The organism is Paractinoplanes pyxinae (genome assembly GCF_026626335.1).
GTDB lineage: Bacteria > Actinomycetota > Actinomycetes > Mycobacteriales > Micromonosporaceae > Actinoplanes > Actinoplanes pyxinae.
On the sequence record NZ_JAPNTZ010000001.1, the window covers coordinates 662151 to 680250 of the forward strand.

The window sequence follows — 18100 nt, forward strand, 5'->3', positions numbered from 1 at the left end:
GGAATCTAGGTTCGCCCTCGGCCCGAATCAACAGGTGTGAGGTGCAGCGCTCGGAGCAGATGCCGTAACGATCGCCGAGCGTTCTCGCCAACCTCGTCGGGCTTCCACATCGGTGAGAAGAAGGTCGCCAGCCCGCTCGGCAACGCGGAAAGGCCGGTCACCGGGCCTCTTTCGCCGACGGTCAGACGCGGCCCGATCGTGCCTGTCCGGCCCGGAGCTACGGATCCAGGCGGTCGACGCGTGACGACTTCATGCGCTCACTCCGGAGATCTCGACGGTCTGCACCGAGGCGGCCGGGAAGGGCACGCTGAGCGACTTGCCGGTGAGGGCGAGGTCGGTACGCCGGGCGTAGCGGTCGCTGCCGCCGGGGACGGTCGTCCAGCGGGTCACGCCGCCGGTGACTGTGCTGAATGCAGACAAGTCGAAAGTCAGCGTCTGCGCGGCGCCGGGATTGACGGCCACGATGACCAATCGCCGGCCGTTCGCGTCGTACGCGGCGGCTGCGCTGTTGTTGCCGGTGTTGAGGATCCGCATGCCCGGGCGGATGTGCCGGGTGAACTGGGCCAGCACCCAGTACTTGGGCTCGACGGCGCCGGGTGTGCGTGAGTTGGGGTCGTACCGGATGACACCCCATCCCGCGGTCGGGTCCATGACCTGCCAGTAGACCCAGGCGGTGGGGTGCAGCCAGGTCCAGTCGAGGCACAGGTTCTGCGCCAGCGTGAGGCCGGTGCCGTCCCCGTCCCCGGTCTCCGAGTTCCACAAGACCTTTCCCGCGGCGCGTACGTCGTTGTGGAGCAGGTCGCGCCGGCCTCCGCCGCCCTGGTAGCCGTGCACGTTGACCTGCCGCACGAGGGCCTTCGTGCCCGCGTCGAAGCTGTTCCAGGTCGTGCGGGCCAGGTCGTAGCTGGTTTCGTCGGAAGCGGATATCCACACCGTTTGCAGCCCCTGCTCGTCGAGCGCCGTCCGCAGGTTGGCCAGCACCGTGCGCTGGATGCTCGCGTCGATGTGGCACCCCTCCTGCGTGCCGGTCGCCGTCCACCAGGCCGAGGACGGCTCGTTGAACGGGTCGACGGTCCGGAAGCGCACACCCCAGGTGTCCCGGGCCCGCCGGGCCACCACGGCCAGGTGCCGGGCGTGCTGCGCGTAGTTCCAGGACTGGAGGTTGTTGCCGCCACCGGAGGCGCCGGACGGGTTGTGGTTGAGGCACATCCACCACATCGGCGAGTTGACGAACAGCTCACTGATCGCGCCGCGCTGGGTGGCCTTGGTCAACGCGGCCCGCTGGGTGGCGTCGGCGTTCCAGTTCCAGGCCGACGAGGCCGGGTCGGGGTTGCGCCAGTCCTGCCAGAAGCCCTCGATCTGCTTGAACGCCGGGATATTAGGGGAGGCCGCCATGGCGCTGCCCTCGACCGTGTTCCGGCTGCAAGCGCCCACGTTGTACCGCGCGATGTTCAGATCGAGCCCCGGCAGGGCGACGCCGTTGTAAGTGACCGACCGGTCGGTGAAGAACATGTCGGCGAAGTCGTCGCGGGCGCCGAACACATTGGCCCACCACGCCAGCGACGTGCCCCAGCCTTCCCAGGCCCCGAAGTCGGCGCTCGGCCGGACCGCGATCGTGGCGTCCGCCCGCGCCGCCCCCGCCCACCCCGATCCGGCCGCGGTAGCGCCGGCGGCAGCCCCGCCGAGAAGAACTCTTCTGGTGACCATCGGGGGCCTCCCGGGCAGTGAACGTTAACAACGGTTGCCTGTGAATGGAAACATCGGCATACATCTATGTCAACGGCATCGGTCGAGGAGCGACCGAACCGGGGGCGGCGCGAGGTGGCGCGTCGCGAGGTGGCGCGGCGCGAGGTGGCGCGGCGCGAGGTGGCGCGGCGCGAGGTGGCTCAGGTCCCCGCGGTGCGTGGCGCCAACCAAAGCGGAGCGCGCGAACGGGCCTCAGGTCCCCGCGACGCGCGGTGCCGACCGAAGCGAAGCGCGGCAACGGCCCTGAGTCACCGCGTCGTGCGGCGGCGGCCGAGGCGAAGCGTGGCGACGCCGGCCAGCAGCAGCCCTGCCCCGATGAGCGCCAACGGCCCCGGCCCGGGCCCGGTGATCGGGAGACCGCCGCCGGGTGCGGGGGTCGCGGTGCCCGAGGTCGGTGCGGGCGTGGAAGTCGGCGAGGCGGTCGGCGACGGTGAGGAGCTCGGCGTGGGCGACGAAGTCGGCGGCGCGGCGCCGAACCGGACCGGGAAGCTGACCTCGTTGTTGGCCGCATCGATGGTCGCCGGCTGATCGTCCACCTCGAGGCTCACGATCCCGCGTCGCCCGATCGTCGCGGCGTTGGCCGTCGTCGGCAGGACGTGCTCGAGCCGGATCTCCCCGCCCGCCGGCAGTCCACCCTCGACCTCGCAGGCCAGCTCGCCCGGGTCCGAGTAGCACTGCACGCCCTCGTGCTCGGCCGTGCCGCCCCGGTACCAGCCACCGTCGAACCACTCGTGCAGCGTGAACCCGGTGGCCGGGTCCGGCCCGAGGTTGCGGACGACCGCCGTGTAGGTCAGCGGCCGGCCCGGGATCACGAGGGCCGGCACGTCCTCCACGGTGACGGCGAGGTCGGCGCCGCGGACCGGGACGACGGTCAGGGTCCGGGTCAGCTCGCCCGTGGCCGCGCTCAGCGTGAGCGGGCTCCCGGCCACCACGTCGTCCCCGATCAGCACCGTCGCGGTCCAGCTGGGCAGCTCGTCCTCGGGGTGGTCGACGCCGCACGTCACCACCTGGCCGTCGGCGGTGCACGGTCCCGAGTTGCGGCCGCCGTCGACGGTGTTCACCGCGCCCGGCTCCGCCGACACGTACGTCATGCCGGTGGGCAGCGTCAGTGTGACCGGCTCCGAGGTGACGCCCTCGGCCTGCATCGTGAAGACCGCGGTGCGCCCGATCGCCACCTGGTCCGGCCCGCTCAACTGAAGCTCCGGCGCGGCCGCCGCACCCAGGCCGGCCCCGCCGCCGAGCAGCAGGGCAGTCACGACAACAAATCGACGTACGTCCATGGCGGCGCAGTATGGCACGGGGCCCGCATTCCCGGAAGATCCCGGCTCGTATCCTTGTCGTCATGGACGAAGACCTGGTCGAGTCCGAGGCGGGCTTCGCGGGATTGGGGCTTCGACCGGAGCTTCTGCGCGCTCTCGTCAGCCTCGGCTACGAGGAACCCACCCCCATCCAGCGCGAATCGATCCCTCCGCTGCTGTCCGGGCACGACCTGGTCGGCCAGGCCGCCACCGGCACCGGCAAGACGGCCGCCTTCGCGCTGCCCATCCTGCAGTCGCTGACCGGCGGGAGCGGCAACGACCCGCAGGCGCTGGCCCTGGTGCCGACCCGTGAGCTGGCCGAGCAGGTCTCGCAGGCCGTGCACCGCTACGGCCGCGACCTCAACGTCCGGGTGCTGCCCGTCTACGGTGGGCAGCCCATCGGCCGTCAGCTGCAGGCCCTGTCGCGCGGCGTGCAGGTCGTCGTGGGCACCCCGGGCCGCGTGCTCGACCACATCAACCGCGGCACGCTGCACCTCGGCGACGTGCGCACCGTCGTGCTCGACGAGGCCGACGAGATGCTGGACATGGGCTTCGCCGAGGACATCGAGGCGATCCTGGCCGAGACGCCGGCCGAGCGGCAGACCGTGCTCTTCTCGGCCACCATGCCGCCCCGGATCGACGCCATCGCCCGCCGGCACCTGCGCGAGCCGGTGCGCATCCGGATGGCTCGCGAGGACGTGGCCCCGGGCGAGATGCCGCTGGTGCGCCAGAGCGCGTACATCGTGGGCCGCCCGTACAAGGCGGCGGCGCTCGGCCGCATCCTGGATGTCGAGGCCCCGACCGCGGCTATCGTCTTCTGCCGTACGCGGGAAGAAGTCGACTCGGTCACCGAGGCGCTCAACGGCCGTGGCTACCGGGCCGAGGCGTTGCACGGCGGCATGAGCCAGGACCAGCGCGACCGCGTGATGGGCCGGCTGCGCGGCGGCAGCACCGAACTGCTGGTGGCCACCGACGTCGCCGCCCGCGGCCTGGACGTCGAGCAGCTTACCCACGTCATCAACTTCAACGTGCCGTCCGCTCCCGAGGCCTACGTGCACCGCATCGGCCGGGTCGGCCGGGCCGGCCGCGAGGGCGTCGCGATCACCCTGGCCGAGCCGCGCGAGCAGCGCATGCTCAAGGCCATCGAGCGCCTGACCGGCCGCCGCATCCCGGTCGAGCGGCTGCCCACGGTGACCGACCTGCGCGCCCGCCGCCTCGAACTGACCCGTTCGACGCTGCAGGGCGCGCTCGAGGACGACGACCTGGACCGCTTCCGCGTGGTCATCGACTCGCTCACCGACGACGCCGACATCGAGACGGTCGCCCTGGCCGCCGTGAAGCTGCTGCACGAGGCGGCCGGCGGCGACGTGGACGAGCAAGAGATTCCGACGCCCGCCCCGCAGCGCCGCGACAAAGAGACTCGCCAGCGCCCCACCGACTCCGGCGTAACCCGCCTGTTCGTCGGCCTCGGCCGCCGCGCCGGCCTGCGTCCGCAAGACCTGGTGGGCGCCATCGCCGGCGAGTCCGGCCTGCCCGCCCGCGACGTCGGCGCCATCCAGATCACCGACCGTTTCTCGCTGGTCGAGGTGCCCGACTCGGCCGCCGACCGGGTCATCAAGGCCCTCTCCCGGGCCACCATCCGCGGCCGCCGCCCCACCGTCCGCCGGGAGCGCCACGGCCGCTGAACAGTGGCACCATCGGGGTATGTGTGACACCAGCGGCGGCCACGGACCGGTCTCGGCCGCGATGCCCAGGGCGGCCGAGGGCCCGGCGGCCGACCCGATCACCCTGCCCCCGGTCGACGAGGTCACCATCACCACGCTGGTCGACAACGTCTTCGACGCGCTGCTCGGGAGCGACGACCGGGTCACCCGGGCTCCGTTCGGGGCCGGCACGGCGACCGCGCCGCAGTTCGAGGACGGCCTGACGACCGTCGGGTTGCGGGCCGAGCACGGCTTCTCGGCGCTCGTCACGGTGCGGCGCGGGGATGACACGACGACCCTGCTGTTCGACACGGGACTGTCGCCGGACGCGATGGTCGTGAACGCCGACCGGCTCGGCCTCGACGTCGGCGGCCTGCAGGCGGTCGTCCTCAGCCACGGGCACTTCGACCACGCGGGCGGGCTCATCGGGCTGTCCCGCCAGCGCGGTGCGCGGGGGCTTCCCATGGTCATCCATCCGGGAAGCTGGGCTCGCCGCAAGCTGGCCACGCAAGAGTTGCCGACGTTGACAAGCGGGCCCTCGAGGGCGAGGGCTTCGAGGTGATCGAGCGGCGGCAGCCGTCGCTGCTCGCCAACGGCAGCGTACTCATCACGGGCGAGGTCGACCGTACGACCGAGTTCGAGCACGGCATGCCGCCGGCCCACCAGGCCTGGAACGGCACGACGTGGGAGCCCGATCCGCTCGTCGTCGACGATCAGGCGCTGGTGGTGAACCTGCGCGGCCGGGGCCTGGTCGTGCTCACCGGATGCGGCCACGCCGGGGCGATCAACATCGTCCGGCACGCGCAACGGCTCACCGGCATTCCGCAGCTGCACGCGCTGCTCGGCGGCCTGCACCTCAGCGGCCCGTACTTCAACCCGGTCATCGGCCCCACCGTCGAGGCGTTGCGGGCGGCCGGCCCCAGCCTGCTCGTTCCCGGTCACTGCACGGGCTGGCGAGCCCAGCACGCCTTCGCCGCGGCGCTGCCCGACGCCTGGGTTCCCAACGGCAGCGGCACGAAGTACACCTTGGCCGCCTAGGTCTGCAGCGTCTGGCTGGGTCGGCGGCCGAACGCGGCCCGGTAGTAGCCGGCGAACCGCCCCAGATTCGGGAAACCCCAGCGGTACGCGATGTCGGCCACCGTGTCGCCGCCGGCCGCGTCGGCGGCCTGCAGGTCGCGGTGGGCGCCGTCGAGGCGTACGCGGCGCAGGTAGGCCACCGGCGTGATGTCCAGATGCCGGCGGAACCCGGCCTGCAGGGCCCGCACCCCTATCCCCGAGGCGGCCGCGATCTGTTCCAGGGTGATCGGCTCGGTGGCGTTCGCCTCCATGTAGGCCACCGCCCGCCGGACCGCGGCCGGCGCCACCTGCCCGGCCCCGGGCGTGTAGCCCACGGTCATGGTGGTGTTCGGGAACACCGTGACAGCCGCCGTCGCCGCGGCCTCCACCGCGGCGGACAGCATGATCGGCTGGACGACCGGCCCGGCCAGCACGTCGGCCAGATAGGTCACGGTGGACGCCCACAGCCGGTTCGCGGCCGCCGAGACCGGGATCATCGCGTCGAACCGGAAGTCGGCCGGGTCGACGCCGAGCCGGCCGGCCACGCGGGCGACCGCCTCGACCGGGAACTGAGCCACGCGCAGGGCGGTGCGGTCCATGATGACGCCGAGTTCGAGGCCGGGTGGGAAGAGCAACGACTCGCCCCCGCCGGCCCGCGACCGCTGCCGGCCGGCCGTGACGTCGAGCCGGCCCTCCAGCACCGTGGCGGCCAGGACCGACTCGAAGGGCTCGGTCGTGATGGCGAGGCCGGTCCGGTATCGGGCCTGTTCGACGGTCAGCGCGCTCGTCCAGGCCGACCGCGACCGGAACAGGAAGTCGCGCGGGTTCCCGATCAGTCGCGGGCGGTGGTCGACGTAGCGCCGGGTCATGAGTTCCTGGAACTCGCCGAGGTCCCGGGACTCCACGGCGGCGCGCACAACCGGAAGCTCAAACGGTTCAGCACACATCGGGTCCTCCCTGGCGCAGGGTACGACCTGAGCGGCGCTCAGCGAAGTGCGGTCAGCCGCAGGGATGAAGCCCGTTCGGAGACATCGAGAAGATCATCATGCGATTGTGAGGACTGTGGGTGTCGTGTGGGCCGGCGGTGTCTGTTCCGCGCTGCTCGTCGTCGTGGCGTTCCAGGTCTCGACGCTCAACGGGCTGGCGGTCCTCATGCTGGCCAGCGCCGCCCTGGTCATGGCGGCGATCGCCGGCGGGGTGCGGCGGCACCGGCCGGCGTTCGCGCGGGCCTGGTGGCTGATCTTCACGTCGGTCGGGCTGGCGCTGGCCGGCAACGTCATCTTCGCCACGCTGCTGCCGACGTCGATCTCGACCAACGGCGCCGCCATCAACATCATCTACGGCATCACGTACCCGATCCTGTGCGCCGGCGTGGCCCTGCTGCCCAATCACGGGCGGCGCGGCGCGGCGGTGATCGGCCTGACCGAGAGCGCGATCATCGCGTGCGGGGCGGCGGTGATCTGGTGGATGGTGTTCGTCGATCCCACGCTCATCGACACCGGCGCCATCGACCAGCACGCGTACCTGCTGGTCGAACCGTTCCTCGACCTTGTCCTGCTGGGTTTCGGCGTACGCCTTCTGCTGCTCAGCGATTCCCGGTCGGTCTCGTACTGGCTGGTCGCCGCCTCCTGCGTGGTCCGGTTGACGGCCGACACCGCCTATCTGACCGTCGGCAGCAGCGCCGGCTTCCCGACCCCGGTCAGCATCGTGGGCTGGGTCGTCGGCAACGGCCTGCTGACCGTGGCCGCCCTGCACCCGTCCATGAAGCGGACCGTCGCCCTGCCGGACGGCCAGGCCTCCCTGGGCGGGCACGGCGGAACCCGCATCTACGTCGGCACGGTCGTCGCCGTTCCGATCCTCACCGGTCTGTTCCTGCTGCGCGAGGGCCTGAACGACACCCTGGGCAGCCTCGACGTGGTCGTCCCGATGATCGCCACCGCCATCACCTCGGCGCTGGTCGTGCAGCGGATGCGCCAGCTCAACCGGGTTGCCGCCGAGCGGGCGGCCGACCTCGAGACGGCCCTGTGCAACGAGGCCGAGCTGCAGCGGGAGCTGCGGTTCCGCTCCGAGCACGACGTGCTGACCAGCCTGCCCATGCGCTCGGTGCTGCACGACCGGCTCGCCGCCGCCCTGGACAGCGGACGGCCGGGCGCGTTGCTGCTGCTCGACCTGGACGGGTTCAAGGACGTCAACGACCGCTTCGGGCACGCTGTGGGCGACGAGCTGCTGGTGGCGGTGTCGGCCCGGCTGCGGGAGCTGTTCGACGGCGCGCTGGTGGCCCGCCTGCACAGCGACGAGTTCGCGGCGCTGCTCGAGGACGCGCCCCTGACCGACGCCTGGGCCACCACCGAGCGGGTGCTGACCGCCATGCGGCGCCCGCTGCCGGTGCAGGGTCACGAGCTGTTCGCCACGGTCAGCATGGGTCTGCGCGAGCTCGAGCCGGGTCTGCCGGCGGCGGATGTCTCCCGCGACGCCTATCTGGCCCTGCACGCGGCCAAGGAGGCCGGGAGGAACCAATTCGTTCTGTACGACGATCAGCTGCGCGAGAAGCGGCTGGCGACCGCCCGGACGGTGGAGCGGCTGCGCGAGGCCCTGACCCGCGACGAGTTCCTGGTCCACTACCAGCCGCTGATCCGCCTGGCCGACGAGCACATCGCCGGCGTCGAGGCGCTGATCCGGTGGCAGCCGGCGGGCGAGAAGATGGTGCCGCCGGACCGCTTCATCGGCGTCTCGGAGGACAGCGGCCTGATCGTGCCCATCGGGGCCTGGGTGCTGCGGGAGGCGTGCCGGGTGGTGGCCGGCTGGCACCACCGGCACGGCACGGTGATCTCGGTCAACGTGTCGCCCCGGCAGCTGCGCGAGCCCGGCTTCGGCCTGATGGTGCTGGACGCCCTGCAGACCTCGGGGCTGCCGCCGCAGGCCCTCATCCTGGAGATCACCGAGGGTGTGCTGGTCGACTCGGGCCTGGTCACCGAGCAGGCGATCAGCCACCTTTCCATGCTGCGCTCGCACGGCGTACGGGTCGCGGTCGACGACTTCGGCACCGGGTACTCGTCGCTGGCGTATCTGCGGGACCTGCCGATCGACCACGTCAAGATCGACCGCTCCTTCATGCCCGCTCCCGGCCAGCCCGATCCGGCCGCCCGCACGTTGGTCAAGGCGATCATCGACCTCGCCTCGGGCCTGCGCCTGGGCACGATCGCCGAGGGCGTCGAGACCGCCGAGCAGGTGCAACTGCTGCGCGAGCTGGGGTGCGAGCGGGCGCAGGGGTTCTATTTCTCCCGCCCGGTGCCGGAGGCCGACGCGGCCCGCCTGATCGGCGAATCCCGCGACCGCCTCACGAGCGGGTGAGCCCTGCCGATCAGAAGGGCACCGACGAAGATCAGGAGGGCCCGCACGGTGACGCACTCCGTCCTCGACCGCGCGGCCATCCGTGCCTCGGCCCCGGCGGGCGGCGGGAGCGAGCCCGGCACCCGGCTCTGGAAGGCCTGGCTGGCCGGCGCCGTCGCCTTCTGTGTCGGGCAATCGTTCCTCGACCCCACCGGCCCCGTCGGCGGCTCGATGGCGTTCGCCATGCCGGTGCTCTTCAGCGCCGGGATCGTCGCCGGTGTGGTGCGCAACCGGCCCCGGCCGCGCTGGCCCTGGCTCCTGCTGGCGTCGGCCGGCCTGGTCATGGTGGCCGGCTTCGTCATCTGGGTCTCGGGCGCCGGCACGGCCGCCTTCGCGATCTTCATGGCCGTGTACCCGCTGGAGGCGGTGGCCCTGCTGCTGATCATGCGGGGCACCTCGTTCCGGCAGGACCGGGCGGGACTGCTGGACACCGCGATGATCAGCGTGCTGCTGGCGCTGGCCTGCTGGCTGCTGGTCATCACCCCGCTGCTGCGGCTCAACGATTCGCTGCCCGGTGACGCGCTGTCGGCGCTGTTCCCCTTCGGCGACGTGCTGCTGCTCGGCGTGCTGATCCGCTTCTTCACCTCCAAGGGCCTGCGTAACGCCTCCTTCTGGCAGATCAGCGCCTCACTGCTGCTGCAGACCGTCTCGCACCTGTCCACGCTGCTGCCGTTCATCTCGTCGCTCAAGGCGGCCGACCTGCAGCCGCTCACCTCGTTGTCGGCCTTCCTGATGGCCGGCGCGGCCCTGCACCCGTCGATGCGCATGCTGACCGGGCAGCCGCTGCGCCCGGTGGCCGAGACCTCGCCGGCCCGCGTGCTGCTGGTCAACGTGGCCTGCATGGCCGCCCCGGCGCTGCTCATCGCCCAGGGCGTGCTGCAGGACGGCCAGGTCGACTGGCTCGCCGCCGGGGTCGGCTGCATCATCCTGTTCGCGCTGCTGGCGTTGCGCATGGTCGACCTGGTCGGCCAGGTGCAGGACAAGGCCCGTCAGCTCGACGCGGTGGCCCACATCGACGCGCTCACCACGCTGCCCAACCGCCGGGCCTGGGATCTCGAGCTGTCCCGCCGGATAGCCGGCGCCCGCCGCCACGGCACGCCCGTGGTGGTCGCCATCATCGACCTCGACCGCTTCAAGCTGTACAACGACGAGCACGGCCACCAGGGCGGCGACGAGCTGCTGAGCCTGGCCGCGCACGCCTGGCGGGCCGAGCTGCGCCCGGAGGACCTGCTGGCCCGTTACGGCGGCGAGGAGTTCGGCGCGATCTTCGACCACTCCAAGCTGGCCGACGCCGACATCATCATCGAGCGGCTGCAGGCGGTGACCCCGCACGGCCAGACGTTCTCGGCCGGGGCCGCCCAATGGGACGGCGTCGAATCGGCCGCCGACCTGCTGGCCCGGGCCGACGCCGCCCTCTACGCGGCCAAGCGGGCCGGGCGGAATCGCCTCTACGTCTCGAGCAACCGCTAGGAAGACACGCGCAACACGTCGCCGAGCCTTCGTTTCCTTCGTACGACCGACTCCCCGCCGACCACAGCCAGGAGCACAGCCGCCAACGCCCCTACGGTCACCAGCTCGACGGTCCACCACGGCACCACCGTCACCGGAACCGCCACCTGCCCGGTCAGCACGTTCAGGGCCAGCGGTCCGAGCGTGAGCCAGGCCAGCAGCGCCCCCAGCAGCGGCCCGGACACCGCCGCCACCACCGCCACCGGCAACAGCTCACCGGCCGCGACCCGATGCGTGTCCCGCGGCCGCAGCCCCAGCGTCCGCAGGCGGGCCAGCGTCTCCCACCGCTCCGGCGCGCCCGCCGCGGCGGCCAGCGCGAAGCCGAGCAGGCCCAGTGCGAGCAGCGTCACCGCGGCGATCACGTAGAGCCGGACCAGACCCTCGGTCAACGGCGCCGTACGGCGGTCCTCGGCCACCTCGGCCCGGGTGACCAGCCGTCCGTCGGCGCCGGTGGCCCGGATCGCCGCGGCCGCGCCGGATCCGGTCGCCCACACCGTGTCGGGCTCCCAGTCGAGCCCGGCCGCCTTGGCCGCCGCCACGTCGACCACGATCACGTCTTCTCCGGTGCCGATGGCCGGCGCGACCCCGATCGCAGCCATCTGGATCGCGCTGTTCGTCTGCAGCGGCAGCCGGAAGTCGAGGCCGGGCCGCAGGCTGCCGTCGCCGGTGCGGACCAGCGCCGGAACAGTGTCGCCGTCGGCCGCGGTGAGCCCGGCCGGAGCGGGCAGGCCGGGCAGGGGAGTGCCGGCCAGCAGCCGCCGGAAGGCCGCGGTGTCCACCACGATCAGTCGGGCCACGATCGAGGTGGAGTCGGCGATGAAGCGCTCGCTCTCGACCACCCGGGCCGGGACGGCCGCCTCGACCCCGGGCGCGGCGGCGACCCGGGTGGCGATGTCGGCGGTGGAACCGGACGCCTCCAGGCCCACGGTGAGCCTCGCGTCGGCCCCGACGGCCTGCCACGCGCCGTCGGACAACCCACGGTCGGTGGTGGCCTGCAGCGTGACCGCGAACGAGGCCAGCGCGATCGCGGTCGTGACGGCCAGGGCGGGCAGCATCCGCGACGACGTGGCGGCGGCCCGGGCCGCCGCGAACAGCCCCAGCGACCGCCGCGAGCGCAGCGACAGCCGCAGCACCGCCCCGGTGGCGGGCGGCAACAACCGTACGAGAAGCAAGGAAACCGCCAGCGCCCCGAGCGCGGGCGCGGCGGAGGCCAGCCCCGTCTCGATGCCCCGCTGGCGCAGGGCGACCAGGGCCCCCACCGCGAGCAGGACCACGGCCGCGTCGATGGCGGCTCGGCGCAGCCGGACGGTGCGCCTGGCCCACCGGCGGGCGCTGCGGTTGGCCGGGGCGCGCTTGTCCCGGGTGGCCCGGGCCGCCGCGAGCGTCCCGAAGGCCGGCCCGGCGGCGATGGCCAGCACCACGAACGGCAGCACCCAGATCAGGGAGGCGCTGCCGGTGAGGACGGCGGCCAGCGCGAGCCCGATTGCGGCCGCGGGCACGGTCACCGCCACCGATTCGACGGCCAGTTCGGCGGCCAGCGCGGGCAGGGCGGCGCCCCGCTGCCGGGCGGTGGCCAACGCCGTCGTACGCCGCCGGGTCAGCAGATCCGCGGCCAGGCTCACCACCAGCAGGGCACCGGCCAGCAGGGCCAGCAGCAGCACGGAGGCCTGAGGCGTGGCGGTGGCGATCTGGTTCCGCAGGTCGCGCAGCACGCTGTCGAGCTGGGTGGCCCACTTGAGCGACGTGTCACGCTCGGCCGAGACCGCCGACAACCCCTTGAGCGTGGCCACCGAGTCGGCCAGGTTCTGAGCCGAGGCCCAGGTCAGCTTGTCCGGGTCGGCGTCGAAGCGCACGCCGCGGCGCAGCTGGTCGGAGCGGAAGGCCAGCCGGGCGTCGGGCAGCGACTCGTCGGAGAGCAGGCCGCCGAACCGGGTGCTGCCCAGGCCGTCGCGGTTGGCGGCCGGCTGCAGCAGCCACGGCACGAGTCGCCAGGCCGGATCGCCCGGGTCGACGGGCCGGAAGATGCCGCTGACGCGGACGTCGTACGGGGTCCGGCGATCGTCCTGGACGGGGATCCGGTCGCCCGGGCGCACGCCCAGCGCGGCCGCCTCCGCCTCGGACACGCCGACGTGGATCGGCCACGGGGCGCCGTTGAGCGGGATCTCGATGCTGTCGTCGCTGGTCGAGGGGCCCGGCGCCTTGCCCGCGACCCAGGTGACCCGCGGGTCGCCTCCGTCGCCGCGGCGCAGGTACTCCAACTGCAGGCGGCGCTGCACGCTGCCGTCGGTGACCGCCATCGAGATGCTGGAGACCGTCGTGACCGGCGTCTGCAGCGCGGCCTGCAGCTCGGGGCTGAGGTCGTCCTGGGCCAGATGCCCGAGCGAGGCCACGTCCTGGGCGAGCAGCGGGGCGCGCTGACGGCCGCCGGTCGGCCCGTAGTCGTCCGGCCAGTCCGCTTCCACCCGCACCGCGGCGTCGTCGGCGGCCCGCCGCACGGCGTCCCGGGTGGCCTCGTCCGACGTCGCCCGCAGCACCGGCGGCGTCGCCCCGGCCAGCAGGGCCACGACGGCGACCACCACGGCCACCAGCAGCAGGGGACCGGCGTCGGCCCGGGCCCGCCCGCGCACGCTGGGCCAGTGCAGCGCGATCACGACGCCACCCGCAGATGCGCCGCGTCGGCCCGGCTCACCTGGATCAGCACCGCGGCCCCGGCGGCCAGCGCGCAGCCCCCGGCCAGCACGGCCAGCAGCGCGATCTCGCCCGCCCAGGGCCAGTGCGCCACCGCCGCCGGCACGGCCGCCGCCCCGGTGTCCGAGCGGATCAGCAACGGCGCCACCAGCCACGTGGTGAGCGCCCCAACGCCGGCCCCGGCCACCAGCAGCGGCAGCACCACGGCGGCCTGCTCGCCCAGCAGCGCGGTCCGGATGCCCCGCCGCGAGACGCCCAGGCCGCGCAGCCGGGCCACCTCGACCGCCCGCAGCTGCATGTCGCAGGTGACCTGCAGCAGCACGCCACCGAGCAGAAGCACGACGGCCGCCGCCACGAGAACCCGCAGCACGGCCGGGAACGAGGCGCGCAGCGGGCTGCCGGTCAGCCGCTCGGCCTCGGCGGCCCGGGTGGTGACCGGGCCCAGGCTCAGCTCGCCGGCGTCGGCGTGGGCCGGGTCGCCGATCCACCAGGCGGTCACCGGCGAGTTCACGTTGCCGTGCACGGCCAGGGCACGGGTCAGCCAGTCGATGTCGGTCAGCAACGCGGCGCCTCCGGGCGCCGACGGCACCTCGTCCACGATCTCGGCGATGGTCGCGTCCACCGGCGTCTGGTCGACGGCGAAGGTGATGTCGGCGCCGCGCCGGGCGCCGACCTCGGCCGCGAACCGTTTCGAGACGACCACCGGCACCGGGCCGGGGTCGGCGAAGGCGGTGGCAACCAGGACGCGGCTCGACGGCGTGGTGTCGGCGAAGCTGACCGCGCTGCTCAGCCGCAGCCGGGCGCCGTCGGCCGCGACCTTCGGGTCGAGCAGCTGCCGGGCGTCGGGTTCGGCCGCCCGGACCGTCCAGGCCGAGGCGGGCGGCTCGGGCAGCGTCACGGTGGCGTCGATCGCGGTCACGTACTGGATGCCGGACTCGCCGAGCACCGACAGCGTTACGCCGACCAGCCGCAGCCCGGGCACCTTGACGCAGTCCGCCACGGCGTGACGGCGGCCGTCGAGCGGCACCGGGTCGCCGTCGCAGTTCGTCCGCAGCCCGGTCTCGTCCTGCAGCATCAGGTGCGGGGTGACGGCGATGGGCCGGGCGCCGGTGGCGGTGCCGGTGACGGCGAGGCTGCTGTTCACGGGCAGCGCCACTCCGGTCACGGCGGCCGGCGGGACCAGCGTACGAGTGACCCCGGCCCAGCCGCCGTCGTGCTCGACCCGTCCCCGCAGCAACGACCCGGCCTCCCGGGTGTCGACGGCGACCAGCTGCGGCGCCGATTCCGGACCGCCGAGCCACTGCCCGACCACGATGTTCTGCTTGGCCACCGGGCTGATCACCCCGCCGGTGGCCGCCCGGACCTCAGCGCTCTGGCCGGTGACCGGCGCGGCGGCGAGCGAGACGGCGAGGTCGGTGCCCACCGAGAGGTCGGCCTGCTCGCGCTGCGAGGTGTGCCAGGTCGAGCCGAACGCCGTCCCGAATGTCGCGGCCGCGCAGCCCAGGCAGATCAGCAGCCCGGCGGCCAGCGCCTGCGGGCGACGGGCGGCCCCGGAGGTGGCCAGCGAGAGCGTGAAGCCGCGGGCCCGGCCGGCCAGCCGCTCGGCGCCGCGCAGCAGGGGCGGCAGGGCCCGCAGCAGCAAGGCCGACCCGGCCACCAGGATCAGGGCGGGCGCGAGGATGCGTACGGCATCGGCCCGCGAGCCCGCCGCGGCCGGTTGCGACCGCAGCTGCCACCAGCCGACCGCGGCCAGCGCCACCAGCAGCAGGTCGAGCCCCGACCGGGCCAGCAGCTCACGGTGGCGTCGGCGGTCGCCCGGGTCGACGGCGGGCCGGGACGACAACACGACGTGGAGGGCGGCCAGCGCGAGCGCCCCGCACACCACGACCAGCACCTGAGTCCACCTGACGGTGACCGGAGAGGTGAGTCCCGCGCCGGACAACGGCGGAAGGTGGCTCAGCCCGGCGTACAGCAGCGACGAGAGGGGCACCGACAGCAGGACGGCGATCGCCGCGATCGCGCCGGCCTCCGTCGCGGCCACGGCGGTGAACTGCCCCCGGCTCGTTCCCAGCGCCGCCAGCAGGTCGAACTCGGTGGTCCGGACGCCGGTGGTGAGCCGCCCGGCCAGGGCCAGCGCGATGGCCGTCAGCACCAGGCCGATCACGGCCAGCGCCAGCACCGACCCCGAGGTGAGCTGCTGCTGATCGCGGGCGGCCAGCAGCAGCTGGGGGAGAGGCGACGAGACGCGCTGGATCTCGACCCGCTCGCCGAGCGTGCCCTCCAGCTTGCGGTTGGCTCCGAGCAGCGAGGCGGTGAGCCGGTTCAGGCCCTGCTCGGTGGGCGCGGACAGGTCGGGGCGGGCGGTGACCTCGAGCCGGCTGAGCGCGTTGCGGCCGGAGAGCAGCACGTCCAGGTCGACCAGGAACGGCCCGTACGCACGGATCTGCCGGGCCGAGGTGCTTTCCGGCGGGTCGGGGTCGAACCCGGTGCCGCCGAGGGGATCGCGGTCCCAGCCGGCGTCCTGCAGCGGCCGGACGACGGCGACCACCTTCACGGCGACCGGCCCGTTCGGCGTACGACCCAATTCCGGCCCGAACGCCACGCGATCACCCACCTTGAGCCCCAGCAGCCGCGCGGTGCTCTGCAGAACCGCGGCCTCGTTCGTCGCCGGGCGCGGCCACCGCCCCGAGACCAGCGCGGCCCGGTCCGGCAGGTCCTGGATGGAGGCCAGATAACCGCCGCCCTGCACCCCGTCCGACTCCCCGCCGGCCAGGGGCAGCGTCCGCAGGGCGCCCGAGGCGCGGGTCATTGTGGTCGCCGTGAACGGCGCGACCGCCGTGGTCAGCACCTGCCGCGAGTCCGCCGCGACCGAGCGCGCGTCCTTGGCGGCCACGGCGCCGACGTACGCGGTGACCGTGACGTCGTCCGGGTCGGCCCGGGCCGCCGAGACCTCCACCGCGCGCTCCGACGTCCGGGTGACCAGCAGCGCGCTCGTGCCCAGCAGGGTGGTGCCGACGACCAGGATGGTGAGCAGCGAGGCCAGCAGCGGCCAGTGCGCGCGGGCTCGCCGGAGGACGAGCTCGATCACGTGAGCACTCGGCCGTCGCTGATCCGGATGACCCGGTCGGCCAGCGCCATCATGACCGGGTCGTGGGTGGCCACGACGGCCGTCACGCCCTCGGACTCGACCACCCCCCGCAGCAGGCCCATCACGGCCAGGCCGGTCTCGGCGTCGAGCTGGCCGGTCGGCTCGTCGGCCACCAGCAGGCGCGGGCTGGCGGCCAGGGCGCGGGCGATCGCCACCCGCTGCTGCTGGCCGCCGGAGAGCTCGCCCGGTCGCTGCTGGGCGTGGTCGGCCAGCCCGACCAGGTCGAGCAGCAGGCCGACGCGGCGCTCGCGCTCGGCCGGCTCGGCGCGGGCCAGCCGCAGCGGGACGCCCACGTTCTCGGCCGCGGAGAGCACCGGGATCAGGCCGAACGTCTGGAACACGTACGACACCTTGTCCCGCCGCAGCTGGGACAGCCCGTCCTCGTCGAGTCCGGTGACCTCGAGCCCGTCCACCGTCACCGTGCCCGAGTCGGGGCGGTCGAGCCCGCCGATCACGTTGAGCAGGGTGGTCTTGCCCGAGCCGGAACGGCCGACCAGGGCCACCATCGTGCCCGGCTCGACCTCGAACGAGACGTCGCTCAGGGCGTGGACGGCGGCCGGGCCCGAACCGAAGGTGCGGCTGACCCCGCGTACGGTCAATAACGCGCTGGTCATGCGTCGGGCCGGATCGTGATGTGATCGGGTTCCAGCGCCAGGCGCACCCGCCGGGTCAGGGCCAGCGCCTCCCGGTAGTCGCGCGGCACCTGGATGCGCCCGGCCCGGTCCATCACGGCGTACTCCTCGGCTATGACATGCGTGCCGCCGTCGTCGGCCGTGGCCGTGCGGCGCAGCACCTCGCTGCTGGTGCGGCCGTCGCGGATGGCGACCGTCCGCTCGACCTGGCCGCTGACCGCGGGATCGTGGGTGACCACGACGACGGTGACGCCGAGGTCGCGGTTGACGTCTCGCAGCGCGCCGAACACCTCGGCCGAGGTGGCCGTGTCGAGCTCGCCGGTGGGCTCGTCGGCCAGCAGCACGTGCGGCTGGTTGGCCAGGGCGACCGCGATGGCCACGCGCATCTGCTGGCCGCCGGAGAGCTGACCGGGCTTGCGGTCGGCGTACGCGCTGACACCCAGCGCCTCCAGCAGCTCGGCCGACCGCTTGCGGCGTTCGCCGGCCGAGGTGCGGGCGGCGGTCATCGGCAGGTCGACCATCTGCCGCGCGGTCAGGTACGGGATGAGGTTGCTCGCCGTCTGCTGCCGGACGAACCCGACCGTGTGCCGCCGGTAACGCACGCGGTCGGCCCGGGACATGGCCAGCAGGTCCCACTGTTCGACGTGGGCCCGTCCCGCCGTCGGCGCGTCCACCCCGGCCAGGATCGACAGCAGCGTCGACTTGCCGGAACCCGAGGCGCCCACGACGGCGATCATCTCGCCCTTCTCGACCACCAGGTCGAGCCCCTGCAACGCCTGGACCTCGACCGGGCCGGTCTGATAGATGCGCACCAGGCTCTCGCACACGATGAGCGTCATCCCCACCACCCCCGATTCGGTGATCACTGTTATATCCGATCAGGTGGTAACCGTGTCGGCCTGCCGACTTCCCGATAACCAGGCCCGGGGC

General features: G+C 73.5%; 12 protein-coding genes. 5 read left to right on the forward strand and 7 right to left on the reverse strand.

Annotated features, from left to right (window positions below; translation table 11 throughout):
- Positions 1 to 249: 249 nt before the first annotated feature.
- A complete protein-coding gene (locus OWR29_RS02840) occupies positions 250 to 1707 on the reverse strand; it encodes a glycoside hydrolase (RefSeq protein WP_267560712.1) in 1458 nt (485 codons plus the stop codon).
- A gap of 287 nt (positions 1708 to 1994) precedes the next feature.
- Positions 1995 to 3026, reverse strand: coding sequence for a hypothetical protein (locus OWR29_RS02845; RefSeq protein ID WP_267560713.1), 1032 nt, complete (start codon positions 3024 to 3026; stop codon positions 1995 to 1997).
- A 62-nt stretch (positions 3027 to 3088) separates the two neighbouring features.
- Between OWR29_RS02845 and OWR29_RS02850 the strand changes: the two genes are divergently transcribed.
- The 3 genes from OWR29_RS02850 to OWR29_RS02860 are packed head-to-tail and all read left to right on the forward strand — an operon-like array spanning position 3089 to position 5785.
- Positions 3089 to 4729: a DEAD/DEAH box helicase gene (locus OWR29_RS02850; protein ID WP_267560714.1), complete on the forward strand. Its 1641-nt coding sequence runs from the start codon at positions 3089 to 3091 to the stop codon at positions 4727 to 4729.
- A 19-nt stretch (positions 4730 to 4748) separates the two neighbouring features.
- On the forward strand, positions 4749 to 5309 hold the full coding sequence (locus OWR29_RS02855) for an MBL fold metallo-hydrolase (protein WP_267560715.1): 561 nt from the start codon (positions 4749 to 4751) through the stop codon (positions 5307 to 5309).
- The gene (locus OWR29_RS02860; protein ID WP_267560716.1) at positions 5306 to 5785 is read left to right on the forward strand and encodes an MBL fold metallo-hydrolase; all 480 of its coding nucleotides are present in this window, start codon (positions 5306 to 5308) and stop codon (positions 5783 to 5785) included. The genes OWR29_RS02855 and OWR29_RS02860 overlap by 4 nt, the downstream gene beginning before the upstream one ends.
- Here the strand turns inward: OWR29_RS02860 and OWR29_RS02865 are convergent.
- Positions 5782 to 6720, reverse strand: coding sequence for an AraC family transcriptional regulator (locus OWR29_RS02865; protein ID WP_267560717.1), 939 nt, complete (start codon positions 6718 to 6720; stop codon positions 5782 to 5784). The two genes, OWR29_RS02860 and OWR29_RS02865, sit on opposite strands and share 4 nt — an antisense overlap.
- Before the next feature lie 136 nt (positions 6721 to 6856).
- Between OWR29_RS02865 and OWR29_RS02870 the strand changes: the two genes are divergently transcribed.
- Both OWR29_RS02870 and OWR29_RS02875 read left to right on the forward strand, forming a co-directional pair.
- Positions 6857 to 9154 (forward strand): putative bifunctional diguanylate cyclase/phosphodiesterase, encoded by a 2298-nt coding sequence (locus tag OWR29_RS02870; protein ID WP_267560718.1) that lies wholly within the window; start codon positions 6857 to 6859, stop codon positions 9152 to 9154.
- A 48-nt stretch (positions 9155 to 9202) separates the two neighbouring features.
- Positions 9203 to 10663: a GGDEF domain-containing protein gene (locus OWR29_RS02875; RefSeq protein WP_267560719.1), complete on the forward strand. Its 1461-nt coding sequence runs from the start codon at positions 9203 to 9205 to the stop codon at positions 10661 to 10663.
- Here the strand turns inward: OWR29_RS02875 and OWR29_RS02880 are convergent.
- From OWR29_RS02880 to OWR29_RS02895, 4 genes are read right to left on the reverse strand one after another with little or no spacing between them, the layout of a single operon-like run.
- The gene (locus OWR29_RS02880) at positions 10660 to 13353 is read right to left on the reverse strand and encodes an FtsX-like permease family protein (protein ID WP_267560720.1); all 2694 of its coding nucleotides are present in this window, start codon (positions 13351 to 13353) and stop codon (positions 10660 to 10662) included. The genes OWR29_RS02875 and OWR29_RS02880 overlap by 4 nt on opposite strands.
- Positions 13350 to 16478: an FtsX-like permease family protein gene (locus OWR29_RS02885; protein ID WP_267560721.1), complete on the reverse strand. Its 3129-nt coding sequence runs from the start codon at positions 16476 to 16478 to the stop codon at positions 13350 to 13352. Before OWR29_RS02885 ends, OWR29_RS02880 begins: the two co-directional genes overlap by 4 nt.
- Complete coding sequence (locus OWR29_RS02890; RefSeq protein WP_267560722.1) at positions 16475 to 17152, reverse strand: ABC transporter ATP-binding protein; 678 nt, start codon at positions 17150 to 17152, stop codon at positions 16475 to 16477. The genes OWR29_RS02885 and OWR29_RS02890 overlap by 4 nt, the downstream gene beginning before the upstream one ends.
- Positions 17149 to 18009 carry an ABC transporter ATP-binding protein gene (locus OWR29_RS02895; protein ID WP_267560723.1) on the reverse strand — a complete coding sequence of 287 codons (861 nt, stop codon included), beginning with the start codon at positions 18007 to 18009 and terminating at the stop codon, positions 17149 to 17151. The genes OWR29_RS02890 and OWR29_RS02895 overlap by 4 nt, the downstream gene beginning before the upstream one ends.
- Positions 18010 to 18100: the final 91 nt, after the last annotated feature.

Bases quoted from the DNA above. Each gene is read 5' to 3' on its own strand.
- OWR29_RS02840 (WP_267560712.1), bottom strand. From the start codon at position 1,707: ATGGTCACCAGAAGAGTTCTTCTCGGCGGGGCTGCCGCCGGCGCTACC.
- OWR29_RS02845 (WP_267560713.1), bottom strand. From the start codon at position 3,026: ATGGACGTACGTCGATTTGTTGTCGTGACTGCCCTGCTGCTCGGCGGC.
- OWR29_RS02850 (WP_267560714.1), top strand. From the start codon at position 3,089: ATGGACGAAGACCTGGTCGAGTCCGAGGCGGGCTTCGCGGGATTGGGG.
- OWR29_RS02855 (WP_267560715.1), top strand. From the start codon at position 4,749: ATGTGTGACACCAGCGGCGGCCACGGACCGGTCTCGGCCGCGATGCCC.
- OWR29_RS02890 (WP_267560722.1), bottom strand. From the start codon at position 17,152: ATGACCAGCGCGTTATTGACCGTACGCGGGGTCAGCCGCACCTTCGGT.
- OWR29_RS02895 (WP_267560723.1), bottom strand. From the start codon at position 18,009: ATGACGCTCATCGTGTGCGAGAGCCTGGTGCGCATCTATCAGACCGGC.